This window comes from Glaciihabitans arcticus (genome assembly GCF_004310685.1).
Taxonomy (GTDB): Bacteria; Actinomycetota; Actinomycetes; order Actinomycetales; family Microbacteriaceae; genus Conyzicola; species Conyzicola arctica.
This window is the reverse complement of record NZ_SISG01000001.1, coordinates 2,339,205-2,365,201: the sequence shown is the minus strand read 5'-3', so window position 1 is coordinate 2,365,201 and position 25,997 is coordinate 2,339,205. Positions and strand designations below refer to the sequence as shown.

Annotated in this window: 25 protein-coding genes, 3 tRNA genes and 1 pseudogene; 20 read left to right on the top strand and 9 right to left on the bottom strand. The window is 66.8% G+C overall.

The window, feature by feature from the left end; genetic code table 11:
- Positions 1-903: a glycosyltransferase family 2 protein gene (locus tag EYE40_RS11590; protein WP_130982094.1), complete on the top strand. Its 903-nt coding sequence runs from the start codon at positions 1-3 to the stop codon at positions 901-903.
- Here the strand turns inward: EYE40_RS11590 and EYE40_RS11585 are convergent.
- Positions 900-2,414 (bottom strand): sugar transferase, encoded by a 1,515-nt coding sequence (locus EYE40_RS11585; protein WP_130982093.1) that lies wholly within the window; start codon positions 2,412-2,414, stop codon positions 900-902. The genes EYE40_RS11590 and EYE40_RS11585 overlap by 4 nt on opposite strands.
- A 226-nt stretch (positions 2,415-2,640) precedes the next feature.
- Between EYE40_RS11585 and ypfJ the strand changes: the two genes are divergently transcribed.
- Positions 2,641-3,516 (top strand): KPN_02809 family neutral zinc metallopeptidase, encoded by an 876-nt coding sequence (gene ypfJ / locus EYE40_RS11580; RefSeq protein WP_130982092.1) that lies wholly within the window; start codon positions 2,641-2,643, stop codon positions 3,514-3,516.
- Here ypfJ and EYE40_RS11575 read toward each other — a convergent pair whose 3' ends face one another.
- Positions 3,517-4,194: an SOS response-associated peptidase gene (locus tag EYE40_RS11575; protein ID WP_130982091.1), complete on the bottom strand. Its 678-nt coding sequence runs from the start codon at positions 4,192-4,194 to the stop codon at positions 3,517-3,519. It lies immediately after the preceding gene.
- Positions 4,195-4,291: 97 nt separating this feature from the next.
- On the opposite strand from EYE40_RS11575, the gene EYE40_RS11570 reads away from it, so the two are divergent.
- On the top strand, positions 4,292-4,630 hold the full coding sequence (locus EYE40_RS11570; RefSeq protein ID WP_130982090.1) for a hypothetical protein: 339 nt from the start codon (positions 4,292-4,294) through the stop codon (positions 4,628-4,630).
- Between the two features lie 49 nt (positions 4,631-4,679).
- Here EYE40_RS11570 and EYE40_RS11565 read toward each other — a convergent pair whose 3' ends face one another.
- The 3 genes from EYE40_RS11565 to EYE40_RS11555 form a co-directional block, all read right to left on the bottom strand.
- Positions 4,680-6,500: a glycosyl hydrolase family 18 protein gene (locus tag EYE40_RS11565; protein ID WP_204742241.1), complete on the bottom strand. Its 1,821-nt coding sequence runs from the start codon at positions 6,498-6,500 to the stop codon at positions 4,680-4,682.
- Positions 6,501-6,626: 126 nt separating this feature from the next.
- Positions 6,627-9,137, bottom strand: a complete 2,511-nt coding sequence (locus EYE40_RS11560; RefSeq protein WP_130982089.1) for a helix-turn-helix transcriptional regulator — start codon at positions 9,135-9,137, stop codon at positions 6,627-6,629.
- A 255-nt stretch (positions 9,138-9,392) separates the two neighbouring features.
- Positions 9,393-10,046: a hypothetical protein gene (locus tag EYE40_RS11555; protein ID WP_130982088.1), complete on the bottom strand. Its 654-nt coding sequence runs from the start codon at positions 10,044-10,046 to the stop codon at positions 9,393-9,395.
- A 192-nt stretch (positions 10,047-10,238) separates the two neighbouring features.
- Between EYE40_RS11555 and EYE40_RS11550 the strand changes: the two genes are divergently transcribed.
- From EYE40_RS11550 to EYE40_RS15680, 3 genes and pseudogenes are all read left to right on the top strand, one after another.
- On the top strand, positions 10,239-11,318 hold the full coding sequence (locus EYE40_RS11550) for a hypothetical protein (RefSeq protein ID WP_161972386.1): 1,080 nt from the start codon (positions 10,239-10,241) through the stop codon (positions 11,316-11,318).
- A gap of 42 nt (positions 11,319-11,360) precedes the next feature.
- Positions 11,361-12,461: a hypothetical protein gene (locus EYE40_RS11545; protein ID WP_130982086.1), complete on the top strand. Its 1,101-nt coding sequence runs from the start codon at positions 11,361-11,363 to the stop codon at positions 12,459-12,461.
- Positions 12,462-12,755: 294 nt separating this feature from the next.
- Positions 12,756-12,902: pseudogene (locus EYE40_RS15680) on the top strand (site-specific integrase); the annotation flags it as partial.
- A gap of 73 nt (positions 12,903-12,975) precedes the next feature.
- Here EYE40_RS15680 and EYE40_RS11535 read toward each other — a convergent pair.
- The 3 genes from EYE40_RS11535 to EYE40_RS11525 form a co-directional block, all read right to left on the bottom strand.
- Positions 12,976-13,051: transfer RNA gene (locus EYE40_RS11535), tRNA-Phe, on the bottom strand.
- Positions 13,052-13,112: 61 nt separating this feature from the next.
- Positions 13,113-13,186: transfer RNA gene (locus EYE40_RS11530), tRNA-Asp, on the bottom strand.
- Between the two features lie 22 nt (positions 13,187-13,208).
- Positions 13,209-13,281: transfer RNA gene (locus tag EYE40_RS11525), tRNA-Glu, on the bottom strand.
- A gap of 265 nt (positions 13,282-13,546) precedes the next feature.
- Here EYE40_RS11525 and EYE40_RS11520 point away from each other — a divergent pair.
- Positions 13,547-14,773 carry a M23 family metallopeptidase gene (locus tag EYE40_RS11520; protein ID WP_130982085.1) on the top strand — a complete coding sequence of 409 codons (1,227 nt, stop codon included), beginning with the start codon at positions 13,547-13,549 and terminating at the stop codon, positions 14,771-14,773.
- A gap of 72 nt (positions 14,774-14,845) precedes the next feature.
- Here EYE40_RS11520 and ppa read toward each other — a convergent pair whose 3' ends face one another.
- Entirely contained in the window at positions 14,846-15,337 is a 492-nt protein-coding gene (ppa, locus tag EYE40_RS11515; RefSeq protein ID WP_130982084.1) for an inorganic diphosphatase, read from the bottom strand.
- A 44-nt stretch (positions 15,338-15,381) separates the two neighbouring features.
- Between ppa and tilS the strand changes: the two genes are divergently transcribed.
- The 13 genes from tilS to EYE40_RS11450 all read left to right on the top strand — a co-directional run bounded on the left by tilS (position 15,382) and on the right by EYE40_RS11450 (position 25,958).
- On the top strand, positions 15,382-16,404 hold the full coding sequence (gene tilS, locus EYE40_RS11510) for a tRNA lysidine(34) synthetase TilS (RefSeq protein ID WP_130982083.1): 1,023 nt from the start codon (positions 15,382-15,384) through the stop codon (positions 16,402-16,404).
- A gap of 11 nt (positions 16,405-16,415) precedes the next feature.
- Positions 16,416-16,967 (top strand): hypoxanthine phosphoribosyltransferase, encoded by a 552-nt coding sequence (hpt, locus tag EYE40_RS11505; protein ID WP_130982082.1) that lies wholly within the window; start codon positions 16,416-16,418, stop codon positions 16,965-16,967.
- Between the two features lie 123 nt (positions 16,968-17,090).
- The gene (gene ftsH, locus EYE40_RS11500) at positions 17,091-19,097 is read left to right on the top strand and encodes an ATP-dependent zinc metalloprotease FtsH (RefSeq protein ID WP_130982081.1); all 2,007 of its coding nucleotides are present in this window, start codon (positions 17,091-17,093) and stop codon (positions 19,095-19,097) included.
- Positions 19,098-19,104: 7 nt separating this feature from the next.
- Positions 19,105-19,698: a GTP cyclohydrolase I FolE gene (gene folE, locus EYE40_RS11495; RefSeq protein WP_130982080.1), complete on the top strand. Its 594-nt coding sequence runs from the start codon at positions 19,105-19,107 to the stop codon at positions 19,696-19,698.
- 49 nt (positions 19,699-19,747) lie between these two features.
- Positions 19,748-20,536, top strand: coding sequence for a dihydropteroate synthase (folP, locus tag EYE40_RS11490; protein ID WP_130982900.1), 789 nt, complete (start codon positions 19,748-19,750; stop codon positions 20,534-20,536).
- Positions 20,533-20,901, top strand: a complete 369-nt coding sequence (gene folB, locus EYE40_RS11485) for a dihydroneopterin aldolase (protein WP_130982079.1) — start codon at positions 20,533-20,535, stop codon at positions 20,899-20,901. Before folP ends, folB begins: the two co-directional genes overlap by 4 nt.
- Positions 20,898-21,425 (top strand): 2-amino-4-hydroxy-6-hydroxymethyldihydropteridine diphosphokinase, encoded by a 528-nt coding sequence (gene folK, locus EYE40_RS11480; RefSeq protein WP_130982078.1) that lies wholly within the window; start codon positions 20,898-20,900, stop codon positions 21,423-21,425. Before folB ends, folK begins: the two co-directional genes overlap by 4 nt.
- Positions 21,422-21,895 carry a DUF3180 domain-containing protein gene (locus EYE40_RS11475; protein ID WP_130982077.1) on the top strand — a complete coding sequence of 158 codons (474 nt, stop codon included), beginning with the start codon at positions 21,422-21,424 and terminating at the stop codon, positions 21,893-21,895. The genes folK and EYE40_RS11475 overlap by 4 nt, the downstream gene beginning before the upstream one ends.
- A gap of 2 nt (positions 21,896-21,897) precedes the next feature.
- Entirely contained in the window at positions 21,898-22,383 is a 486-nt protein-coding gene (locus EYE40_RS11470; RefSeq protein WP_130982076.1) for a PH domain-containing protein, read from the top strand.
- A complete protein-coding gene (locus EYE40_RS11465) occupies positions 22,380-23,915 on the top strand; it encodes a PH domain-containing protein (RefSeq protein ID WP_240034800.1) in 1,536 nt (511 codons plus the stop codon). Before EYE40_RS11470 ends, EYE40_RS11465 begins: the two co-directional genes overlap by 4 nt.
- Positions 23,912-24,646, top strand: coding sequence for a Rossmann-like and DUF2520 domain-containing protein (locus EYE40_RS11460; RefSeq protein WP_130982075.1), 735 nt, complete (start codon positions 23,912-23,914; stop codon positions 24,644-24,646). The genes EYE40_RS11465 and EYE40_RS11460 overlap by 4 nt, the downstream gene beginning before the upstream one ends.
- A gap of 29 nt (positions 24,647-24,675) precedes the next feature.
- Positions 24,676-25,533 (top strand): pantoate--beta-alanine ligase, encoded by an 858-nt coding sequence (gene panC, locus EYE40_RS11455; RefSeq protein ID WP_130982074.1) that lies wholly within the window; start codon positions 24,676-24,678, stop codon positions 25,531-25,533.
- 2 nt (positions 25,534-25,535) lie between these two features.
- Positions 25,536-25,958: a hypothetical protein gene (locus EYE40_RS11450; protein ID WP_130982073.1), complete on the top strand. Its 423-nt coding sequence runs from the start codon at positions 25,536-25,538 to the stop codon at positions 25,956-25,958.
- Positions 25,959-25,997 lie beyond the last annotated feature (39 nt).

Here is a 25,997-nt window from a genome sequence, read left to right as displayed (position 1 = left end):
ATGCCCCGCCTGAGCGTGCTGGTTCCCGCGCGCAACGCCGAGAGCACGATCGACCTCGCGGTGCGCTCGACCCTCGCGTCGCTCGACACGGCGCGGGTCGACGCCGAGGTGCTGGTCTTCGATGATCGCAGCGAGGATGCCACAGCGGCCGCCCTCGAAGCGATCGACGATAGGCGGCTCCGCGTGGTCCGCTCACCGACCGCGACCGGTGTGACCGGCGGTTTGAACGCTCTGCTGGATGCGTCTGACAGCGAGATCGTGGCGCGGATGGACGCCGACGATCGGGTGCTGCGCTCGCGGTTCGCGCGGCAACTCGCCGCGCTCGGCTCCGGAACCGACGTGGTGTTCTCCACGGTAACCAACTGGCGACCTGGTCGCCCGGTGCTGCCGCCCGCGCCGGTGCCGATCGGGCCAGCGGCGTTCCCGTTCCACCTGCTGCTCACCAACCCGGTCTCGCATCCGACGATGCTCGCGCGGCGGGCCGCGATCGAACGGGTCGGCGGATACCGTGCGGTTCCGGCCGAGGACTACGACCTCTGGCTGCGCTTCGCGGCCGCCGGATTCGGCATCCGTCGGCTCGCGGCCCCCGCCCTGCTGTACCGCGTGCACCCGGGCCAGATCACGGCGTCCACCGAGTGGCGGCACGAGTCGTGGACCGACCAGCGCGTCGCCGAGGCCTTCGCAACCCTGAGCACCCGGTTGCTCGGGGCGCCCTTCCCGAGACTCACGACCCTCGGGTTCACGGCGAACGGTGCGGACGTCGAACCGCAGCTCGCGGCCTTCGCGGGGGCGTTCCGCGCCGGCATCTCGTCCCTCCCATGGCTGGATCGAGCGCAGCTGGCTCGACGGCTCACGGTTCGCCTGGGCGCAACACGACAGCTGGCTCGCAAGCGCAGCGCCTAGTAGGCACCGACCGGATCGATGACCACCTTGATGGTGCGCCACATGATCGCGAGGTCCCCGACCACCGACCAGTTCTCGACGTAGTACAGGTCGAGGCGCACGCTCTCCTCCCAACTGAGGTTGGAACGTCCGTTGACCTGCCACATTCCTGTCAGCCCAGGCTTGATGTACAGCCTGCGGTGCACGTGCGTCTCGTAGCCCTCAACTTCGGACGGCAGCGGGGGGCGCGGCCCGACGATGCTCATATCGCCGATCAGAATGTTCCAGAGCTGCGGCAGTTCGTCGAGCGAGTACTTGCGCAGCAGGCGACCCACCCGCGTCACCCGGGGGTCGTGCTTCATCTTGAACAGCACACCCGAGCCCTCGTTCGCGGCAGCGAGCTGTGCCAGGAGCTGGGGCGCATCCACCACCATCGAACGGAACTTGAAGATGCGGAACGTCGAGCCATTGAGGCCGACGCGCTCCTGGCTGAACACGGCCGGGCCGGGACGGTCGAGTCGGATCAGCGCGGCGATCACGGCGAACAGCGGGGCGAGGGCGAGCAGCGCACCACCCGCGAGCACGATGTCCATGGCCCGCTTGAGCAGGTGTTTGCCGCCTGTGAACTGCGGGATCTCGACGTGCAGCAGCGGCAGCCCGTCGACGGGCCGGAAGTGGATGCGCGGGCCGGCCACGTTCGCGAGACTCGTCGCGATGATGAGCTCAACCGCGCTGCCCTCGAGTCGCCAGGCCAGATCGTGGATGAACTCGGAATCGCTCGAGGGCTGGCCGGCGACGATCACACCGTCGCAGCCGATGCCGCGCACGAAGTCAGCGGTGCCGTCGAGGTAGGTCGAGACCGTGATGTCGGAACCGGCGTAGTCGCGGGCGGCGCGACCGTCCTCCTGCTCATCGACCACGACACCCACGACGCGGTAGCCCGCACGCACCGAGTTGCCCACCTGACGCACGACTTTCGCGACATCGCGCGCGTTGCCGGCCACCACGACCCTGGACAGGTACTGCCCGGAGGCGCGCTCGAGGTTGAGCCAGCGCCGCCAGTTCCACCGGTTGGCGAGCAGGCCGACCGTGCCGAGCGGCAGGGCGACGAGGAACAGCCAACGCGTCGTCTCCGACTGGGCGACGAGGAAGACCATCGCCAGAACGCCGAATGCGGTGAGAGTCGATTGGATGACGCTCTTGTACTCGGCGGTTCCGATGCCGAGCACCGTGCGGCTCCTCGTTCGGAACACGGCGAGACTCGCCCCCCACACCAGCACCACGAGGGCCTCTTCGAGAGTGATGCCGGTGAGGCGGCCGGGTGGCTCGAACGTGAACTGCGCGAAGTGGGCGAACACAACCGCGGAGAACGTGATGAGTGAATCGGCGAGCAGGAGGCGCAGTGCGTAGACCCGCGCCCAGTCGAGGCGCAGCGGCGGCAGCGACTGCAGGCCGGCCGACAGCGCGGCCAGCGCTCGGCGCGCTGTGGACAGCGCGTCGGGGGAAACGCTGCTGACGGACGGATCGACCATAACGAAGAGCACCTGCAAACGGGGGTAACAGGAGAAACGGGTAAGGGTTGTGCACCCCCATTCGAGGGGTACAAGACCAGTAGTGTGCCACAGCGGGAATTCCCAGCAGAAGGGGGCGAGAAAAGACTATGAAAATATTTCGATCCGGGGTATTGTTCGGCCGCTGACTTCACAGGGTCCGCTCGGGTCTATTTGCCGAAACGCGCCGAATCGATAGTTTTAGGCCATGACTTTCAACGACGATGCGCAGATCAGCGGCAACAAGGTCAAGCGCAGGGGACGCGGTGCTGCCGTCGGTGGTGGCGTGGGCATCGTTGGCGTCATCGTCTATTTCATCTTCCAGGCAGTGACCGGAATCGATCCCGGCACGATCGTCCCGCAGGGCGGAACCGGCGGCGGCTCCGACGAACAGGTCGCCGCATGCACCGGCGAAGAGGCCAACAACGGCAACCTCGACTGCCGCCTCGCCGGCACCGCGGAGTCGCTCGACGACTACTGGTCGGAGACCCTCCCGGCCATGGGCGTCGACTACCGCACTCCCGAGTTCATCCTGTTCACCGGCTCGGTGACTACCGGCTGCGGCAACGCGACCAGCGCGAGCGGCCCGTTCTACTGCCCGCCCGACGAGACCGTCTACATCGACACCGACTTCTACGCCGACCTCGAATCCAAGTACGGCGCGAGCGGCGGCCCGCTCGCGCAGATGTACGTGCTCGCCCACGAGTGGGGTCACCACGTGCAGAACATCAGCGGCATCATGAACGGCCTCGACCTGCAGACCACCGGCCCGGCATCCGATGGCGTGCGGCTCGAAGTGCAGGCCGACTGCTTTGCCGGCTCGTGGGTTGCTGCGGCATCCAGCACCGAAGACGCCTCGGGAGACGCCTACCTGAAGCCCGCCACCGACGCCGAGATCCGGGATGCGCTCAGCGCCGCCTCAGCGGTCGGCGACGACCGCATTCAGGAGTCGACGCAGGGGCAGGTGACGCCCGAGACCTGGACGCACGGTTCGAGCGAGTCGCGCCAGAAGTGGTTCCTGGCCGGATACAAGGGCGGCCCTGACGCGTGCAACTCTTTCGAGGTCAGCGACGGCGCGGTCTGACTAGATCGGCTGAATGAGCGCGCGCTCGTTGCCACGCACCGGACCGACCTCGTGGAACTCTAGGGAATCGGCGACGGAAACGGATGCTGCCACAGCGGCGTCCACAAAGAACTGGTCACCGGTCAGGGTGGGGTCGAGCCAGTCGTCCCACCAGTCGCGCGGCAGCATGACCGGATTGCGGTCGTGGATCTCGGCGAGGTGCGGCACCGTCGGCATGGTCAGGATGGTGGCGGTGAGCTGCCACTCCGCCGCAGGTGACTCCCGCCACCACGAGTACAGGCCCGCGAAGGCGACGATGCCCTCGACCGGGCGGATGAAGTTCGGGGTCTTGGTGCTGCCGACCGTGTGCCACTCGTAGTAGCCGGACGCCGGGATCAGCGCACGCTTGTTCGCGACACTCGACTTGAAGCTGGCCTTCTCGGCGATGCCCTCGCTGCGGGCGTTGAACGTGGGGAACTTCAGCTTGAGCTCCTTCGACCACGACGGCACCAGCGACCAGCGGCCGGGCTCGATGCTGCGGGTCGTGGCGCCATCCCGATGACGCTCGAGAATCACGGGAACCGGGTCGGTCGGGGCGATGTTGTAGCCGGGCTCCCAGTGCCGGTAGTCGCCGCCGTCGGCGACAAACTCCTCGATCAGTTCATTCATGCTCGAGTCGAGAGCAAATCGTCCGCACATGACTTCATCATGCACCCGACCCCCGATAGGGGCGGTGTTCTGCGGGAAACAGGATGCTATCGTTCGATTCAACCTGATCGGCGAAAGGAACTCTCCCGTGTCGACAACTGCAACCCGAATCGCAGTCATCGCACTCGGCCTCGGCCTCACCGCCGGTCTTGCCGGCTGCATCCCCACGGCGAGCAACTCCGATCCCGAAGGCATCTCCGCCTACAAGGCGTGCCAGGAGTTCCTCACCCCGCAGATCACCAGCCCCACCCAGGTCAAGTGGCCTTCGGAGGACTGGTCGGCGAAGAAGTCGCTCTCCGGCTGGGAGGTCACGGCCACGGTCGCGACCCGCTCGGCCGACCAGCCGATCGCCGTCGACGTGACCTGCACCGTTAGCGGTGGCGAGGGCGCGTGGGAGCTCGCCAACTACAACCTCTCGCAGCAGTAGAAGAGGGCGGCCGACCGAAGTCAACCGCCCCCTCATTCGGCTCGGGATGCTACGAGCTCACCGTCCACGGACCCCATTGGCCGACGCCCGGGGTGTCCCCCTGGGTCCACCAGCCGGCCTTCCAGGTCTTGCCGCCGTAAGTGACCTTGTCGCCACCGCTGTAAGCCTTCGTCGAGCTCCACGCCGCGACGCCGGGGGTGACCGGCGGGTTGGTCGGATTCGTCGGCGTCGTGGTGCCGCAGGTTCCGAGCAGCGCCCACGGGTCGCCCGCGGTGGGCACGTTGCCCTGGCTCCACCACTTGGCCGAGTACTCCTTGCCGCTGTACGAGACCTTGTTGCCTCCCGTGTACACGGCGGTCGCGCTCCACGCGGCGGTCGTACAGGTTCCCGGGTTGGTCGGCGTGGTGGGGTCGGTCGGGTTGGTGGGTGTCGTCGGATCCGTCGGTGTGGTGACCGGCCCGGTCGCTGCCGCCCGCAGCTTGTCGGTCAGCACCTTGAGCAGTGTGCCGTCCTTGTTGCCGGAGAGATCCCACCACATGCCGCCGCCGAGACCCTTGGCCACGATGTAGTCGGCCTTGGCGCTGATGCTCTGCGCGTTGTCGTAGCTCCACCACTGGCTGCCGTCGTAGCGGTAGGCCGCCCCGATCGCCGCGTTGTAATAGTCGGTGCCGCGCGTCTTCAGCAGGTCGTAGTTCTCGTTGCCCGCCTCATAGGTGCCGGGCGCCGTGCCCGTGGCCGGTCCCCAGGCGGCGCTGGATGACGCCCCCTGCCAGCCGCGACCGTACATCGCGAGTCCCATCCCGAGCTGCGACGGCTTGATGCCCGCGTTCGTGTACTGCTTGATGGCCTTGTCGACGCTGTACCGCTGTGCGGCCGGGCGCGTATCGGCCGGGTCGTCGTACAGGTTGCCCTGGTGACCGACCTGGGTCGGAGCCCAGCCGCCCCAGAAGTCGTAGCCCTGCACGTTGCCGAAGTCGAGGTAGGTGAATAGCTCGGGGTTGTTCCAGCCCCCCGATGCGATGTCGGCGGTGTTGGCAGGCAGGAACGCGCTCAGCGTGTAGTGCTTGCCGGTCGTGGCGCCGTACGCGTCGAGCTGCGTGCGGAACTCCTTCAGCAGCAGGCGGAAGTTGTTCTTGTCGTTGACGACGTCGACCGTGTTGCCCTCGAGACCGTTGTTCGAGCCGGGCCACTCCCAGTCGATGTCGATGCCGTCGAAGACACCTGCTGCAGCGCCGTTACCACCGCGACCATCGATCACCGGCAGGTTGCCCTTGATGTACAGGTTGATGCAGGAACTCACGAGCTTCTTGCGTGAGGCATCGGTCGCCGCAGCGATCGAGAAGTTCTTCGACCAGGTCCAGCCGCCTAGCGAGATGATCGGCTTGAGGTTCGGGTTCACGACCTTGAGTTGCTTGAGCTGGTTGAACGAGCCGGCGAGCGGCTGGTCCCAGGTGTCGGCGGCGCCGCTCACCGAGTTGGCGGCGGTGTAGCCCATGCCGAAGTCGGCCCAGGCGTCACCCGCGCCGTCGGATCCGTTCGGCCCGGTGCCCTGCGCCTTATTGGCGATGAAACACTCGAGCGTCTGGTTGTTGATGTTGCCGAACGAGTAGTTGATGTGGGTCAGGTTGTTGACGGTGCCCGAGTCTTTGAGGCGCTTGAGCTGGAAGTCACGCGCGTAGACACCCCACTGCGCGAAGTAGCCGACGTTGCGGTAGCCGTTGATGAGCGTGGCCGCCGTTGCGGTCGCCGCCTGGGGTGCTGCGGGTGCGGCGGTGGCCGGCACGGTGAGAAGCGAGCTGGCGACGAGTGCGCCCGCTGCTACTGCCCCGATGGAGCCGAACAGGCGCCATCCTCTTCTGCGTTCAGTCATTACACGATCCTTCGTTGGATTCGAACCGGATAGGGGTTGCGCGACGGTGCATCGCCGCACGCTCACGTTATGAGCGCGCGGGGTGCGCCCGAATCAGCAGAAACCCCCCGAATGGGGCCGATCCTTCTAGGTAGTGCTACCTAGGCTGCCGCGCCCGTGCACCAGATAGCTCAGCTCGGTGCGCGAGTGCACGTCGAGCTTGCCGAAGACACGGGCCAGGTGAACCTCGACAGTGCGCACCGAGAGATGCAGCCTGATTGCCACATCACGATTGGATGTGCCGAGCACGACGAGCGCGGCGACCTCCCGTTCGCGATCCGTGAGTGTGGCCCCCCAGTCCTCGGGTGGCGCGGTCGTCGCTCCCGCCGAGGACTCCCGTGCGTGCGCGGTCAGGGCGGCGGCCCCCGAGCGGAACAGGATCTCGGTGGCGAGAAGCAGGTGCGGCCGACCGGCGGCGACGTCACCCGCGCGGGTCATCGCGGTGCCGAGCTCGTGCTCGGTGAGGGCGCGCTGCCAGGCGTTGCCGACGGACCTCACCTCGTCGATCACTCGACCCCAGTGATCGTCGCGGTGTGCATTCGGGTCAAGGGCGAGCGAGGCGCGCAGGCGAGCGGATGTCCCGCGCTCCCGCCGCGCGGCCGCCTCCGCCCGCGGCCTCTGGTCGGCGTCGAGCCACGTGCGCACCTCGTCGGGCGCAGGCAGCACGAGTTGGATCCCGCGTGCGGGTTGCTCGCACGCCATCGACAGGAATGCCGCCGCCTCCGTGCTGTGTCCGCCGAAGGAGGCCGCGAACGCCTGGTCGACGAGGGCCTCCCGCCGCACGGCAGCGCTCCCCGCTCCGGGCTGGATGCGGGCGAGGGACGCCGCCAGGGTGGTGACGTCGCCGGTGATAAGCACGGCCAGGCGGCGCGCGGTGGCCGCACCGAGCCCGGCGAAGACGAGGGATACCGGGGCGAGGAACGCGGCATCCTCGATCGCGCTCGCCGCGAGGGCGAAGTCCCCGTTGCCCACACTCGCGAGCGCTCCGGCGACCCTGAGGTGCGCGTCGAGCAGCGGGGTTGCGGCTACGTCGGAGCCGGTGCGTGACAGGCCGAGCGATGCCGTGGCGAGCACCCGGGCGGCTGCATCGCAGTCGTCCTCGCGCACGAGCTGCAGGCCCGCGCAGACGGAGAGGTAGCCGTGCAGCCACGGGGTGGAGCTGGTCTCGGTCGGGGCCTCTCCGATGCCGAAGACGGAGCACCAGGCGCCCGCGAGGCCGACCAGGTCGGCTCCCGTGCCGTCGGCTTGGGCGAGAGTCCGTGCGGTATCGAGCCACCTCGTCGCGGCGTCGACGTTGCCGCGCTCGGCGTGCAGCCCGGCCGCGGCCGCCGCAGCGCCGATGACACCGAGCGCCGCCGGTTCGCGCGCCACCCAGGCCTCGATATCCGTGTCGGGCACGTGCCCGTGGGCCAGGGCGACAGCGATCGTGTACGGCCCGAGGGCGCGCACGGCGATCGCCTCGTCCGACCGCAGCACGCGGCCCAGCCAGTGCACGGCGTCCAGAACGAACCCCGACTGCAGGGCCGCGATGCCCGCCGTCAGCTCGGCATGCAAGCGGTCGTCGCCGGTCGCCTGGCTCGACGCCTCCCTCGCCACGTCGTAGGCCCAGGCGCTGTCGCCCCGCGTGAGGGCATCGCGGGCGAGAGCGATGAGCGGCGTCGCGATGCCCGGCAGCCCGGCCAGGGCCGCGAGCGACGCGTGCCACTCGGCGAAGCCCGGCTCGCTCGCGGCGGCCAGCCGCTCGTGGGCGTTCGTGCGCTCCGCGAGACTCGCGCGCGCGTGCACCAGCGACCGCACCCGGGGATCCGCGATCTCGAAGAACCCGGCCACAAAACGTACGTGGTCGGCGACAGCGCTTCCGATAAGTTCGCCCAGCTCGAGACCCGAGGCTGCGAGCAGGGTCTCGGTGCGACGCGAGACCGACACGGCGGCGATCAGCAGGGTCATGCGCTCGACGGGGGTGAGGGCATCCAGAGCTGTGCCGTAGACGGCGGTGGTCGCGGGCGTCGCAGGCAGCGGATCGGGGAGGGCCGTCGCTCCCGTCAACTGCTCGGGCTCGAGCACGGCGGCCATCTCGAGGATCCCGCCGACGTTGCCGGCGAGCTTTTCGGCGAGCAGGGCGGCCACGTGGGGCGCCACCGCCAGCCCCTCCTCGTCGTGCAGCAGGTGCAGCGTCTCCCTGGCGTCGAGAGGATGCACCGCGCTCACCACCAGCGGATGCGGCGCGGGCTGCACGGCCGACCCCGTGCGAGCCGTGCCCAGCAGAACGAACCCCGCGGCACGAGTGGACGCGAGAGCGAGCACCTCGGCCGTGGTCTCCGCCTCGAGTGAGTCGAAGTCGTCGACCACCGCGACGATCGTCGAGCCCAGCGGGAATCCGTCGCGCGGAGACGTGCCCGCCAGCGAGTGCAGGCGCTGGGTGAAGAGCGGGAGGGCGCGCGGCCCGTCGCTCACGAGAAGGCGGGCGACGAGGCATCCACCGGTCTGATGGATGTCGTCGAGAGTGCGCTCGAGCAGCAGGCTCTTGCCCGAACCCGGCTCGCCCACCCAGACGTGGCCACCCCAGCCCGCCTCGACGGCCGCGAGCGCCGCTGTCACCGAATCTGCGCGCGAGTACCGTCTGGAATTCCGCATGGATGCCTTTCGAGCAGCGGGTGTGGGCCGGTAAGCGTATTCCGTATGTTAGCCCTCCTTACAAACGGGGGCGAGGGGTTTCTTGGGTCACACTCAGGAGGTTCGGGGCCAAAGCCGCACTATCCAGTCCTATGCCGTGTGCTCCTGAGCTTGCGAGCTCCGGCGGCGCGAGTTGGCCGCCATCATCGCCCGGCGAGAAGGAGAGGGTGGAGTTGCGGCTCATGCGGAAGCGGTTACGCCCGCCATCGGTCCAGAAGAAGCCCTCGGCGAGCGCGCCACGATGAGCGCGAGAAGAGTGACCGCGAACCAGGCTGCGGTCGTCGCCTGAAACGCACTGTAGACCGGTGAGACCAGCGGTCCGAACGCGGCCAGTACGCCGATCGCGCACGCAACGACGGCGAGCCAGCGAGATCCACGAGTTAAGCCGACAATGAGCAAGGTGGTGGCCGCGACGTGCGCAAAGGCCATCGCTATGAGCTCCCAGCGAGTGCTGTAGAGCACAACCGGCGCTCCCAGCGCGATGGGGATGCATCCCACGACCATGGTCACGATCTGGAAGTCGCGCGCCAGGCCTTCCCGCTCGCACACCCGTGCCGTGAGGACCACGAGCAGCATGACCACAACGAAGATCATCGCGGTGATGAGCACGCCCGAGTAGATCGAAGCGCCGATGGAGTAGTCGCAATCGGGGCAGTGCGGACCTTCTCCGACGCTCTCCCCGCTGCATTCCAATCCCATTGCATCGATGACGAAAGGAAATGTGTAGCCCGACATCGTCGCCGTGATGAGAATGATCGGGGTGAGTGCGGTCACCGTGATCCACTGCCGTCGGGCCGTCGCACGCGCGGGTACCGGCTCGTCTCCGTAAGTCATGCCTCAGGATGACGCCGAAGTCGGCTGCGCCGAGTCATCCTCAGGGATCGACAGCGAGGGTCGCAGGGATGATGCCGGACCTACCATGGGCGCATGGCCCGCCTTCGCGACGTTTACCTGTACCCATACTCCGGATGGCCGAACTTTCCATGGGACGAAGGTCGGGATGCGCGTCCGCCCTATAGCTCCGCCGTGTCTGATCGCGATGCAGCCGCCAGATCGGCACGGGCGGCGACCGAGTCCCTGTCGATGGAGCTCACAGCGGAGGAGATCACCTCCCGCCGCGCGAGATACCACTTGGGGATGGTCGGCGATCCGCATCCGTCGGCTGTGGAGGTGGAAGCGCATCCCGAATGGGCCAAGCACGGCTTTCTGGGGCACATCACGATCTCCGATGGTTTTCGAAACGTGCTTCCCCCGCAGCGGACTGCGGTAATGGCTGAAGCGGTCTACCTAGCCCTGCGTCCGCTCGCGCTCGAGGAGCACTGGGCACCGGCACTGGAAGCCGCGATGGGCCGGGTTCGCGCCAATGACTATCGATGCTCGTGGGTCAGCTCGTGGAAGCGGGCGCCGGATCGCACTCACGCCGTGCGCATCGTCATGGAGATCGCTGATGACGGCTACGGGCGCTGGCATGTCGAGACCGGCAAAGCCGGGGCAGTTCTACGGTCGACGGAGGACCTGTCGGGGTGGACGTGGGTGAAGAACTTCGAAACCATGGCGAAGGAGATGCGTTTCGATGAACGAGGCCGCTTGGTGGTGGGTCGGGGAAGCGGTTTTCTCCACGCGGTCACTACCATCGACATCACAACGGGCGAGGTGCTGTCAGACAAACCGTCTGAGCCGTACGGTAAGAATCCTGTCCGTCTGAACTACTCCGGGATGCCGGGCACACCGGTTCCGCCCGTGAGGGTCGTCGAGCCGATCGACTTCTCAGTGGGCGGTGGTGCTGGCCCGCTGTCGGCCCGGGTGAACTCGTACCACTCCGAGGCCGAGCGACTCGACGATCAGTTGTTCTCTGAAACCTGGGACGCCTGGTGGCGCGGTGTCGGAGTCCCCGAAGTGTTCCTGCCGATCGAGTACTTCGGCGGGGAGGCAAAGGTCTCCATGCGCCTCACCAAGAATCTGCTGACCGTCAAGCGTCACCGACCACCGGAGTCGGTGCCGCTGCTGCCCGGGCCGGCGCGCAAGGCTGCCCGTGCCGACGTAGAGGAGTTGGTGAAACGTGTGCGCAAGCGATTCGATCTACCTGAGCCACCTCGTCTGACCTGAATGATCCGAGTGGCGGAAATGCGAACGAAGGGGCTAAGTCTCATGACTGGTGCGGAAATCGAGGCGGGGCGATCGTGGATCGCTTCTGTCGCCTCGCACGTGCAGAATGACCGCGAATTCTCACAGAGGGATATCGACGAACTGATCGACCTGAGTGATGAGCGTCAAGTGGAACTGGCCAGCCTTGCCCTGTCAATGTTTAGCGCAATGGTCGATGAAGCCACTGAAGCCACCTACTTGCTCGTGTGGATACCGCTAGGTGAGCGTGACGAGATTCCTGGCCGCATTCCCTCCTTCGAGGCTCTGCTCCAGTCCGCGGATTTCACCGGATCCTTGGTCGGGCTCAGCGTTCCTGGATTTCTGGTCGCCGGGGCCAACCCGAGCGACTGGAATCGTTCGGCAGTTGAGTTTCGAGCGGTGCTGGATCATCCGCTCCAACTAAACCGGGAGACAACCTGCTGCAGAAAATCCGTATTTCATCCACGCGCCGAAAGTTGCTCCACAATGAATCTCGACCCGGAATCAGTCGCTCAGCTAGTTTTCGAGGACATGACCGCTTTGCAGGAGCGTCGTCTGCGCTTGCTCGCGTACTGGATGAATCGATCTGACGGTCCACTGACATCCATGGACGGGACCTTGGACAGTGCGGACGAACTTCGCGAATGGTTCGTCACCTTCGTGGAGTCCGGGTGCCCCGGTATTCCCGAGGATGCCAGACCCCGACTCAGCTATGACGGTTCGGTTCTGCCGTATAGTGACGAAAATCGTGCATGGAATGTCGCGGAGATGATCACCCCTTACTGGAAGATGATCTATGCGAAAGTGGACCCGTCAGCCCACTATTCGATCCATCGGGACAAGACCAAGAGAAAAACCGGATCACATCTCGCCACAGTGATCAAGCTTTCGAATGGTTCGTTCGCCACACCCGGATTTGCCGCTGTGACGGGCAGTCGCGTCGCAGAGGTCGGGCGAGCAGGCTTGCGGATGGCGCCGTGGTCCATGCTTCTTAAGAATTTTGTCCCGCCGGGCTTCTTTCCCGATACTCAAGAGAGAGGCGAATCGTTGCTGACTCCCCTCCTGACTTCGGAGCAACCAGCAATCATCCCGCCGTATCCTCAGTCTCTCGACTTTCGAGATTAGATAAATCTGCACTCATGCCGTATCGACCTGGGTCTAGTTCCGCCGGAATGCTCAAGATCGCGGCTGTCCGGGCGTCCGGGTCGAAATATTCGGGCTCGACACCGGGCGGGCATCTGAGTACCAGCGCTCCTCGCTTTGTGAACGTAGGGCCGCTCAATTAATACAGTCGCTGTCGGCTGGTGGTGAGCGGCGTTGACTTTAGACGGTGCCGATACGACCATGAGTCTTCGGGTCTGCATAACCGCTCGGCCCGGGAACGTGCGCCAACCTATTCTTCGAGATCCCACCCGGACGAACGCAGCAAGTCGGCAGCGGATGCTAGGACATGCCTCTGTGGCCATGACCCTGGACGTATACGCGGATCTCTTTGATGATGACCTGGATGCAGTTGCTGACGCCTTGGATCGTCACGCAGCAGAATCGTTTGTAGTCAAAACGTAGTCAGATCGATCCGACGTCACCACCGCGGTGGCGGAACGAGATCGTTCAGCCCGCTCGATTGCTGGGATCTATATGGTGGCCCCGACCGGCGTCGATCCGGTGACCTCACGATTTTCAGTCGTGCGCTCTACCAACTGAGCTACAGGGCCAAGGTGACCGAAGTCTCCTAGGAAAAATAACCCACCCTTTCGGATGGGTTATTCATCTTTGCGACCCTGACCGGACTTGAACCGGCGACCTCCGCCGTGACAGGGCGGCGCGCTAACCAACTGCGCTACAGGGCCATGCTATGAAATTTTGTGTTTGTGACCCCAACGGGATTCGAACCCGTGTTAACGCCGTGAAAGGGCGCCGTCCTAGGCCACTAAACGATGGGGCCATGAAGAACTAAACTTCCTAGCTACCGAGGGACAAGCATAGGGTGCAGTCGCCGAAAAGCCAAACCGACGGATGCGGCACATGCCACGGAATGTACACGCTTCCGTAACCCTTGCCGGGTAGGTTCAATCTGACATTGAAGCTTTGTCGGGATGCGGCACGCGCACATCCCTTCTTGCAAAGCCACTGGCTGTTGTTATTGTTGACGATGTTGCCAGTGTGACGAACGTTATAAACGATCCACACCATCACAGTCTTGGGGAATCATGAGCAGCACAATCGGGGGCGTCGAGCGCCGCACAGCGGGTGGCGTGAGCCGCGGCATCCGTGCCATCGCAATGGCCTGTGCCTTGGTTCTGGTCGCCACAGGCGTGCTGTCGGGAGCCGAGGCCGCCTACGCCAAGGACTACCCCTCATGGAGCGACGTCGTGAAGGCGCGCAAGAGCGAGAACGCCACCAAGGCCGAGATCAAGCGCATCAAGGCGCTCATCTCCGCACTCGCCGTCGAGGTCGAGCGCACCGCGAAGGACGCCGAGGCGAAGGGCGAGTTGTACTCGATCGCCGACGCGAAGTACCAGGAGGCAGCGCTCAAGGCGAAGGAGCTGCAGACCCAGGCCGACGAGGCCAAGGTGCTCGCCGCCGAATCCAAGCGCCGCGCGGGTGAGATGATCGCCGGCCAGTACCGCTCGGGAAGTGGCGACGTCTCCACCAACCTGTTCATGAATGCGGGCGACGCGGATGACCTCCTCTACAGCTACGGCATGGCCGACCAGTTCACCGAGCAGACGTCCGGTATCTACGAGAAGGCGATTGAAGACCAGAACTCGGCGCAGTCGCTGACCGACCAGGCCGACATCGCGCGCGAGCTGCTCGAAGAACTCAAGATCGCCGCCGAGAAGGCCTACGCCGTAGCGCAGGAGGCAGCGATCGCCGCCGCCGCCGCGTTCGAGGAGCAGCAGACCCGCCAGACCCTCCTCGCCGCACAGCTCAAGGTGCTCGAGGGCCGTCGCAAGGTCACCGAGAAGGACTACCTCGCCGGCGTCCGCGAACGCGACAAGGCGGCGGCCAGCATCGGCGCCGGCGAGATCAGCGGGTCGGGGTGGGCAAAGCCTTCCGGCGGCCGCATCACCAGCAACTTCGGTTACCGCGTCAACCCGAGCGGCTACCACCTGGGCACCGACCTCGGTGCGGGCTGTGGCGGCAACATCTACGCGGCCCACTCGGGCACGGTCGTCTACGCCGGCTACAACGGCGTCTACGGGCAGTACATCCGCATCAGCCACGGTGGCGGGGTCGAGACTGAATACGGCCACATCATGAACGGCGGCATCAAGGTGCGCTCCGGCCAGTCCATCGGTGTCGGCGCACTCATCGCCAAGGCTGGCGCAACGGGTATCGCCACCGGCTGCCACCTGCACTTCGGCGTGCGTATCAACGGCCTCGTCACGAACCCGGTGCCGTTTATGCGCAACCAGGGCATCCGACTCGGCTGATCCCCCTCCACTTGCCACAAACGGCCCGTCTGCACGAGTGCACACGGGCCGTTCGGGGAAAGTCAGCGAAGGTCAGTGACCCTCGACCTTGAGCTTCTCGATACCGTCGATGATGATCTGCTCGGCCTCGGCGGCGTCGCCCCATCCCTCGGTCTTGACCCACTTGCCGGGCTCGAGGTCCTTGTAGTGCTCGAAGAAGTGCTCGATCTCCTTGCGGGTGAACTCCGGGATGTCGTTGATGTCCTGGATGTGCGACCAGCGCGGGTCCTTGGCCGGAACGGCGATGACCTTGGCATCTGAGCCACCGTCATCCGTCATGTTGAAAACGGCGACGGGGCGGACCGAGACGCCGACGCCCGGGAAGAGCGGGTAGTCGAGCAGCACAAGAACGTCGACGGGGTCGCCGTCGAGGCCGAGGGTGTTCTCGAAGTAGCCGTAGTCGGTGGGGTAGACGAAGGTCGTGAAGAGCACGCGGTCGAGGTAGACCCGCCCGGTCTCGTGGTCGACCTCGTACTTGTTGCGAGATCCCTTGGGGATTTCGATGACGGCGTCGTAGGCGGCCATAACAGTGCTCCTTGTTCGTGGGTTAGCTGCAATAACGTTATCGGATGGACCCCGACCGTCGCCCCCGCCTCACGCCCGCCATCGCCGACGTGCGCCGGGCGGTGCGCGCGGCGCTCCCGGCCGACGGTCTCATCCTCGTCGCCTTGTCCGGCGGCCCCGACTCGCTCGCCCTTGCCGCGGCCACCGCCTTCGAGGCGCCCCGGGCCGGGGTCAAGGCCGGTGCGGTGATCGTCGACCACGGGCTGCAGCAGGGCTCGGCGGATGTCGCGGCCGCCGCCGCGCAGCAGGCCCGACTACTGGGGCTCGCGCCGGTTCTCGTGCGCACGGTCACGGTCGGAACAGGCGGAGGGCCGGAGTCCGCCGCCCGCGACGCCCGCTACGCGGCTCTCGCCGCCGTCGCGGACGAACTGGATGCCGCGGCCGTGCTCCTCGGCCATACCCTCGACGACCAGGCCGAGACGGTGCTGCTCGGTCTCGCGCGGGGGAGCGGCGCCACGAGCCTGCAGGGCATGCCCGCCGAGGCGGGGCTGTACCACCGGCCGCTGCTCGGCATCCGGCGCTCGATGACGGAGCAGTTCTGCGTCGACAGTGAACTCGAGGTGTGGAACGATCCGCAGAATGACGACGAGGCCTTCACCCGTGTTCGCGTGCGGCACGCCGTGCTGCCGGTGCTCGAGGCAGAGCTCGGCCCCGGCATTGCCGAGGCACTCGCCCGCACCGCCGGGCAACTGCGGGAGGACGCGGACGCCCTCGACCACTTCGCCGAGGAGATGGCCGAGGATTTCGCGGAGATCGTGGAGGCCGGCATCGCCCTCCCCGTGAAGGCCCTCGCTGCACAGCCGCCCGCGCTGCGGCAGCGGCTCATCCGCTTCGTTGTCGCGAGCGAGTTCCACCTGTCGCTGAGTCGCGCGCAGACGCTCGAGATCTCCCGGCTGGTCACCGACTGGCACGGGCAGAAATCGCTCGACGTGCCGGGGGTTAAAGTGGAGAGACGCGGCGGGCGGATCGTCTTCCACGCGACGGGCGTCGGTGAACTCACCGGCCACGATCCCATCCTCGAACACTGATCGGAACCCCCATGGAATTCAGCGACGTCGAGTCGGACCTCACCGACATCCTGTTCACACAGGACGAGATCCACGCGAAGATCGCCGAGATGGCGCGCCAGATCGAGGCTGACTACGCCGGCGAGAAGCTGCTGCTGGTCGGCGTGCTGCGCGGTGCGGTCATGGTCATGGCGGACCTCGCCCGCGAACTCAAGCTTCCCCTGGAGATGGACTGGATGGCCGTCTCCTCCTACGGCGCCGGCACGCAGTCCTCGGGTGTGGTGCGCATCCTCAAGGACCTCGACTCCGACCTCGAGGGCCGCAAGGTGCTCATCGTCGAGGACATCATCGACTCGGGCCTCACGCTGTCGTGGCTCCGCGCCAACCTCGAGAGCCGTGGCGCCGAGTCCGTCGAGATCTGTGCGCTGCTTCGTAAGCCGGATGCCGCGAAGGTCGAGGTCGACGTCAAATACGCGGGTTTCGACATCCCGAACGCCTTCGTCGTCGGCTACGGGCTGGACTACGCGGAGAAGTACCGCAACCTGCGCGGCATCGCGGTGCTCGCCCCCCACGTCTACGCCTAGCCCGACCCCGCGCAGGGCAAGTGCGCCTCAGGCGAACATGCAGTGAGCATCCAGCGCCATAACGGTAACCTTGCAGAACGTTTCTGAGCAGGAAGGTGCTGGGCAGCCGTTGCCCGGAACATCATGGATTTCAAGCGCATTTTTCGCGGCCCGTTCGTCTATATCTCGGTCGCGATCCTCATTGTGGTCGTCGGTCTCTCCCTCGCGTTCGGCGCTGCCGGATACAAGGAGATCTCGGTCAAGGACGGCCTCGCCCTCCTCGAAGGTTCCACCGTCACCTCGGCCAAGATGGTCGACGGTGAGCAGCGGGTCGACCTCGAACTCAGCAAGGCCGACGGCGACAACGGAAAGCTCGTGCGCTTCTATTACGTCACGCCGCGTGGCGCCGAGGTCGTCGAGGCCATCAACGCCGCGAAGCTCAAGGACTACAAAGACGAGGTGCCGCAGGCCAACTTCTTCGGCTCGCTCCTCGGCATCCTGCTTCCCTTCCTCATCCTCGGTGTCATCTTCTATTTCCTGATCGGTCGTATGCAGGGCGGCGGCAACAAGGTCATGCAGTTCGGCAAGTCGAAGGCGAAGCTGGTCGGCAAGGAGAGCCCGCAGGTCACCTTCGCCGACGTCGCCGGCGCGGACGAGGCCATCGAGGAGCTCGAGGAGATCAAGGACTTCCTCAAGGAGCCCGCGAAGTTCCTGGCCGTCGGTGCGCGCATCCCGAAGGGCGTGCTGCTGTACGGCCCTCCCGGAACCGGCAAGACCCTGCTCGCCAAGGCCGTCGCCGGTGAGGCGGGTGTGCCGTTCTACACGATCTCCGGTTCCGACTTCGTCGAGATGTTCGTGGGAGTCGGCGCAAGCCGCGTGCGCGACCTGTTCGAGCAGGCCAAGTCGAACGCCCCGGCCATCATCTTCATCGATGAGATCGACGCCGTCGGTCGTCACCGCGGTGCCGGTATCGGTGGCGGTAACGACGAGCGCGAGCAGACCCTCAACCAGCTGCTGGTCGAGATGGACGGGTTCGATGCGAATGCAAACGTCATCCTCATCGCTGCGACGAACCGACCCGATGTGCTCGACCCGGCGCTTCTGCGCCCCGGCCGTTTCGATCGCCAGATCGGCGTCGATTCCCCCGACCTGCAGGGTCGCAAGAAGATCCTCGAGGTGCACGGCAAGGGCAAGCCGCTCGCGAAGGGCGTCGACCTCGAGGTGCTGGCGCGCAAGACCCCCGGATTCACGGGTGCCGACCTTGCGAACGTGCTCAACGAGGCCGCGCTGCTCACCGCGCGCAGCAACGCCCAGCTCATCGACAACCGCGCCCTCGACGAGGCCGTTGACCGCGTCATGGCCGGACCGCAGCGCCGCACGCGCCTGATGAACGACAAAGAGAAGCTCATCACCGCGTACCACGAGGGTGGTCACGCCCTCGCCGCGGCGAGCATGCGCAACACCGACCCGGTCACAAAGGTCACGATCCTTCCCCGCGGTCGCGCGCTCGGCTACACGATGGTGCTGCCGCTCGAGGACAAGTACTCGGTCACCCGTAACGAGCTGCTCGACCAGCTTGCCTACGCCATGGGCGGCCGCGTCGCCGAGGAGATCGTCTTCCACGACCCGACGACCGGCGCATCCAACGACATCGAGAAGGCCACGTCGATCGCGCGTCGTATGGTCACCGAGTACGGCATGAGCGCGCTCGTCGGCTCGGTCAAGCTCGGTACCGCAGCGGGCGAGCCCTTTATGGGCCGGGACATGGGCAACGGCCGGGACTACTCCGACGATGTCGCCCGCACGATCGACGCCGAGGTGCGCGCGCTCATCGACCAGGCGCACGACGAGGCCTGGCAGGTGCTCAACGAGAACCGCGACATCCTTGACCAGCTCGCGACCGAGCTTCTCGAGAAGGAGACGCTCGACCACAACCAGCTGGCCGAGATCTTCACCAAGGTCACGAAGCTGCCCGAGCGCCCGCAGTGGCTCTCGAGCGACACGCGTCCGGTGTCGGCCCGCCCGCCGGTCAAGGTTCCCGGCAAGCTGCCGATCGACCCGGAAGCCGTCGACGGCGGTGTGGCCTCCGAGCCTCCCGTGACGCCGAAGAAGCCGCGACCGCGCAAGTCCCCCGGTATCGCGACCGCCTGACCCGAATATGCCCATCGACACAGCACGCATTGAGGCGGCCGTCGCCGAGATCCTTTCCGCCATTGGTGAGGATGTCGCGCGCCCGGGCCTTGCAACGACTCCCCAGCGGGTCGCTCAGGCCTACGGTGACTTCTTCGCGGGCCTCGGCGTCGACCCCCTGATCCACCTCGAGGAGACCCTCGAACTCGAGTCGGACCAGCGCGGCGAGCTCGTGCTGCTGCGGGATATCGAGTTCCGCTCGATCTGCGAGCACCACCTGCTTCCGTTCATCGGCATGGCGCACGTCGCCTACGTGCCGGCGAAGAAGGTCGTCGGCCTCGGCCGGCTGCCGAAGGTCGTGGAGACCCTCGCGTCCCGCCCGCAGTTGCAGGAGCGCCTGACCGAGGAGATCGCCGACGCCCTCGAGACGGGTCTCGCCCCGCAGGGTGTGCTCGTGGTGCTCGATGCCGTGCACGGCTGTGTCTCGGCGCGCGGTGCTCGACAGGCACGTAGTTCGACTGTCACCATGGCTTCACGCGGAACCCTCGCCGATCCTGTTGCCCGCTCCGGCGTGCTCGCCCTCATCGGGGGGATGCCGCAGGACGGAGGAGCAGGTGTCTAACGCACTCGTACGGGTGGGCGCTCGCGCCGCCCGGCAGCGTCCGCTCATCATGGGCATCCTGAACGTCACGCCGGACTCGTTCAGTGACGGCGGGGAGCACAACGAGCTCGAAGCCGCCGTTGCGCACGCCGTTGCCCTGGTCGAGGCCGGCGCCGACCTGATCGACGTGGGTGGCGAGTCCACCCGCCCCGGGGCCGAGAGGGTGCCCGAAGGCGAGGAACTCGAGCGGGTGCTGCCCGTCATCACGGAGCTGGCGAGCAGGGGCATCCGGGTCAGTGTCGACACGATGCGCGCGTCGACTGCGAAGGCAGCCGTCGAGGCGGGCGCCGAGATCGTTAACGATGTCTCGGGCGGCCTCGCCGACCCCGAGATGTACCGCACCATCGCAGCCACCGGCGCGAGCTACGTCGCCATGCACTGGCGTGCACCGAGCGATGAGATGCATACGCACGCCGTCTACGGCGACGTCGTGACCGACGTGCGCTCCGAGTTGAAGGCGCGCGTCGCCGAGCTCATCGTCTGGGGGGTCGCGCCCGAGAAGATCATCATCGATCCAGGCATCGGGTTCTCGAAGAACGCCGCCCAGAACTGGAGCGTGCTCGGCCACCTCGATGCGCTCGTGACCCTCGGCTGCCCCGTGCTCGTCGGCGTCTCGCGCAAGCGGTTTCTCGGCGAGCTTCTGCCCGAGGATGCCCCGGCCGCCGATCGCGACGGTGCAACCGCTATCGTGAGCGCGCTCGCGGCGCAGGCGGGGGTCTGGGGCGTTCGTGTGCACGACGTGAAGGGCACAAAATTCGCCCTCGACGTGTGGTCCGCGTGGGAGGGCGCCCGTTCGTGAACCCCTTCGACCGCATCACCCTCACCGGCCTGCGCGCCAACGCCTTCCACGGTGTGCTCGCTGAGGAGCGCCGCACCGGCCAGGTGTTCATCATCGACGTCACGGTGCACCTTCAGTTGCAGGAGGCCGCCGCGACCGATGATCTCGCGCAGACCATCCACTACGGCGAACTCGCCGAGGAGATCGTGGGCGCCGTCGAGCGCGACCCGGTCGACCTGATCGAGACGGTCGCCGAACGTGTCGCGCAGCTGGTGCTCGCGCACGAGCCGGCGAAGATCGTCGAGGTCACCGTGCACAAGCCGAGTGCTCCGATCAATGTGCCCTTCGCCGACGTCTCGGTCACGATCGTGCGCGGGCACGTGTGATCCGCGCCGAGCGCCTCACGGTGGAGTTGCCCGTCGTCCTCTCCCTGGGCAGCAACCTCGGCGACCGCGAGGAGACGATCCGCGATGCGGTCGCCGCGATCTCGGCGCTGTCCGGGGTGCGAGCCGTCGCCGCATCCGGACTGGTCGAGACGCCCGCCCTGAAGCCCGACGGCGTCGATGAGGATGCCCCGGCCTACCTGAACGCGATCCTCACCATCCGCACGCGGCTGGCCCCCGAGCAGCTACTCGACGCCACATCGGCGATCGAGCTCGAGCACGGTCGCACCCGCTCGGAACGCTGGGGGGATCGCACGCTCGACATCGACATCGTGAGCTGGGGCGGACTCACGCTCGAGAGCGACCGACTGACCCTTCCGCACCCGCGCGCCGCGCAGCGTGCCTTCGTGCTCGCCCCGTGGCTCGAGGTCGCCCCTCAGGCGAAGCTCGCGGGCGAGGGCGTCGCCGACCTGCTCGCCGCGACCGGCGACACGGTGCGGCCCTACCCGGCGGAGCCCCTGCTGTGAAACCCACCCGCGCACCCGTGCTGTTCCTGCTCGCCGGATTCGGCGCAGCCGCCGGCTGGCTGCTCGAGACCGCGATGGTCGCCATGGGCCGGGCGATCGCGATCCCGCCGGCGACCCTGTCGATCGCCCTCGTGCTGATCGCGATCATCATCGTCGGCATGGCGCTGCCCGTCTTCCGGGTGGTGCGCGGCACGGCTCGCAAGGCCGTCGACCCCTTCTACGCCACCCGTGTAGTGCTGCTCGCGAAGGCGTCGAGCCTTGCGGGAGCGCTCCTCGCGGGCGGCACACTCGCCGTTCTCGGCTTCGTTCTGAGCCGCTCGATTGTGCCGGCGGTAGGCTCGGTCGCGACAACGATCGCGGCCGCGGCCTGCGCCATCGTCCTGCTGATCGCGGGTCTCGTCGCCGAGAAGATGTGCACGCTGCCCCCGCAGGGCGACGATCCCACCAGCACGGCAACCGGCAAGGACTGATGATGACCGAACCGCTCGAGATCACCGGGATCGACTGGCGCCGCGTCTCCCCGAAGTACGTTGTTGTGGACGTGATCGGCTACATCATCTTCGCGCTGATGGTGCTGGTGCCCGGATTCTTCATCGCGTGGTGGATCTCGCAGCCGTGGGCCTGGGCCGCCCTCGTCGCGCTCGGCATCATCTTCCTGCTCACGATCGTGCTCACCCCGCGACGCGTGCGATCCATCGGCTACCAGCTGCGGGAAGACGACCTGCTCTTCCGTCGCGGCATCATGTACCAGCGCATCGTCGCCGTGCCCTTCGGTCGTATGCAGCTCGTCGACATCAACCGCGGACCGCTCGCGCGCGCGCTCGGCCTGAGCGAGCTGAAATTCGTGACGGCTGCGGCGGCGTCCGGTGTCGTCATCCCGGGCCTGCCGGCGCAGGACGCCGAGGAGTTGAGAGACACGCTCGTCGCCCTGGCCGAGAGCCGCAGGGCCGGACTGTGACCCGCGCTGTCGAAGAGCGAGTACCCGAGGGCCGCTACACCGACGGTGAGTGGCACCGGATGCACCCGCTCACCCCCTTGCTCAAAGGTGGTATCGCGCTCGTCGCGATCCTCGGGTACTTCGTGTACCAGGCCCGCGAGGTGCTCATCGATCGCTTCCTCGGGGTCGGGAACGGCGAGGGCGACCCGCTGGTCTGGCTCGTGGAGAGCGACTTCCTGCTGCTCGCGATCGGGGTGATCATCGGCGGCCTGCTGATCTTCATCGGGGGGTTCTACCTGTCGTGGCGCATGCACACGTTCCGCATCACCGATGAGGTGGTCGAGGTGCGCAGCGGCATCCTGTTTCGCACGAATCGTCGTGGGCGCCTCGACCGCATCCAGGGCATCAATATCACGCGCCCCTTCCTCGCCCGGCTGTTCGGCACCGCCAAGCTCGAGGTCAACGTCGCCGGCGATGACGCTAACGTGCAGCTCGAGTACCTGGGCTCCGCCGCGGCCGATGAGCTGCGGCGTGAGGTGCTGCGGCTCGCCTCGGGCACCAAGGTCGAGGCGGCCACCGAGACGGTCGTCGGCCCGACCGGATCCCTCGTCGAGCAGCGGGTCGCCGAACTGCTCGCCCCCGAACTGAACGCCGAGCAGCTGGCCGCGCAGTCGGTCGTGAAGATGCACCTCGGCCGTCTCATCGGTTCGCTCGTACTGAGTGGCACAACGATCTTCCTGATCGGGTTCATCATCGCGGGCTTCATCGTTGTCTCACTCACGGGTGAGCTGTTCTACCTCGGTGGCGCGATCCCGGCCGTGCTGGGCATGGCGAGCTTCTACTACCGTCGCTTCACACGCTCGCTGCGCTACTCGATCGCCGGCACCCCGGATGGCGTGCGCGTCGGCTTCGGCCTGCTCTCGACGAGCAATGAAACCCTGCCGCCCGGTCGCATCCACTCGGTGCTCGTGAGCCAGCCGCTGCTCTGGCGTCCGTTCGGCTGGTGGGAGATCAAGATCACCCGCGCGTCCAAGTCGTCCGCCAAGGGCGCCGCCGGCCAGGAGAACACCACGATCCTGCCGGTCGGCCACATCCACGACGTGATGCAGGTGCTCGCGCTGATCCTGCCTGACATGACTTCAGAGAGAGACGCGCAGCTCCTCCACCGCGGCCTGGTCTCGCCCGGTGGCGACGACGGCTTTGTGAACTCCCCGAAGCGAGCGGCCCCGATCCGCTGGTTCTCGTGGCGACGCAACGGCTACGCGCTGAGCCCGTCCTCCGTGCTGCTGCGCAAGGGACGCGTCTGGCGCGAGCTCATCGTCGTGCCGACCGCGCGCATCCAGAGCGTCGCCCTCGAAGACGGGCCGCTCCTGCGCCGCCTCGGCCTCGGCGCGCTGCGTGTGCACACCGTCGCCGGACCTGTCACGGCCTCGCTCGGCGCCGTCGACCGCGTCGCTGCCGTCGACTTCTTCGAGATCGTCTCCGCGGCCGCGGTCAGTTCCTCGAGCACTGACACGAGCCACCGCTGGCGCAGCGGCGAGGCCCTCGCGTGACCCCGCAACGTTCCGGCCGCCTCGGCGTCGGCATCATCGGAGCCGGCAGGGTCGGGCCCGTGCTCGGTGCCGCGCTCGCGGGCGCCGGCCACGCCATCGTCGGCATCTCGGCCGTCTCCGAGTCGAGCCGCGACCGCGCCGAGGCCATGCTGCCCGGCGTGCCGATCCTCGACGTACCGCAGATCATCGAGCGCAGCGAGCTCGTGATCCTCGCCGTTCCGGATACCGAACTCGAGAAACTCGTGTCGGGACTCGCGGCAACAGGAGCCTGGCAGCCCGGGCAGCTTGTGCTGCACACGGCACCCGGGTTCGGGGTGTCCGTACTCGCGCCGGCGACCGCGGCCGGGGCGATACCGCTCGCCGTGCATCCCGCGATGGCATTCACCGGCACAAGCCTCGATCTCTCCCGCCTGCGCGACAGCTACTGCGCGGTGACCGCCCCCACCGCCGTGCAGCCGATCGGTCAGGCGCTCGTCGTCGAGATGGGTGCGGAGCCCGTGATGATCGCCGAGGGCGACCGAGCCGACTACGCCGAGGCGATCGCCACCGCCATGAGCTTCTCGGCCGCGATTGTGAACCAGTCGATCGGCATACTCACCGAGCTCGGTGTCGAGTCGCCTGGGCGGGTGCTCGCGCCCCTGGTGCGGTCGTCCGTGGAGAACGCACTCTCCGCGGCCTCGCCCGGAGCGGTGCTCGATGAGCTGGGCGATATCATCGACTCGGCGCCGTAGACCCGGCCCGAACACCGTCAGGACCGAACGTGAACAGCACCCCCGCACGCCCCGTTGTACTCGAGACCATCGCCGAAGTACGTGATGCACTTGCGGGAGCGTCATCCCTTGCCCTCGTTCCGACCATGGGCGCGCTGCACGACGGCCACCTCGCTCTGGTCGAGCGCGCTCGCGAGGTCGCCGAGACCGTCGTCGTCTCGATCTTCGTCAACCCGCTGCAGTTCGGCGAGGGCGAAGACCTCGACAAGTACCCGCGCACCTTCGAGGATGACCTCGACCTGCTCGCCACCCTCGGCGTGAACTACGTCTTCGCGCCGACTGCCGCCGAGCTCTACCCGACCACGCCGATTCAGACCACGGTGCGGGCAGGTGGCGTCGCGACACTGTTCGAGGGCCGCTCGCGCCCGGGCCACTTCGACGGCGTGCTCACCGTTGTCGCGAAGCTGCTGAACATTGTGCGCCCGCAGTTTGTGCTGTTCGGGCAGAAGGACGCCCAGCAGGTCTTCCTTGTATCGCGCATGGTCACCGACCTCAACCTGCCGGTCACGGTTGAGGTCGTCGAGACGGTGCGAGAGGATGACGGCCTGGCCCGCTCGAGCCGCAATCGCTTTCTCGATGACCGCGAGCGTCGGGCGGCCCGTGTGCTCTCGCAGGCGCTCGAAGCCGCTGAGTCGAGCGCCGACCGCGGCATCGATTCGGTCATCGCCGCCGCACAATCGGTGCTGATGGGGGAGCCGCTCGTCACCCTCGACTACTTCGCGGTCGTCAAGCCGTCGACCTTCCAACCGGTGGATGACGACTACCGCGGACCCGCGACCGTGCTCATCGCGGCCCGCGTCGGCGAGACCCGGCTCATCGACAACGAGCGCATCCGGCTGGGTGGCTAACGATGGCTCTCGAGCGCCAGGGCGAGCTCGTCGAGGCCATCGCCCAGAAAGTACTCAATTCCGTCCCTTCCCCGTGGAAGGCGCTCGCCTACAAAGCCACTCACTTCACCGGATACGCGGAATCTGAGGTGCTGGTGACCCGGGTCGACGGCAGTGTTGTGCGCAGTACTCCGCCGCACGATCTTCCGGATCGCGAACTGCGTGCCGATATGTATCGGGAGGGCAACGGCACCTGGTTCTCGATGGCGATGTTGATCACCCCCGACGGACGGGCGTCCACCAGCTTCAACTACACCGAAGAGCCGCCCGCCGATGGGAAGCTCAACCCATGGCTGTTCGAAGACGACCTGGCCAGATTCCCCCGGGATGACGCGCACATCCCCGACTGGCTGCGCGCCTGGCTCGACCTTGCCGCCAAGGGCTAACCCGTTAATCGGCTGGGTTCTCGCCCCGCTCCTCAGTCT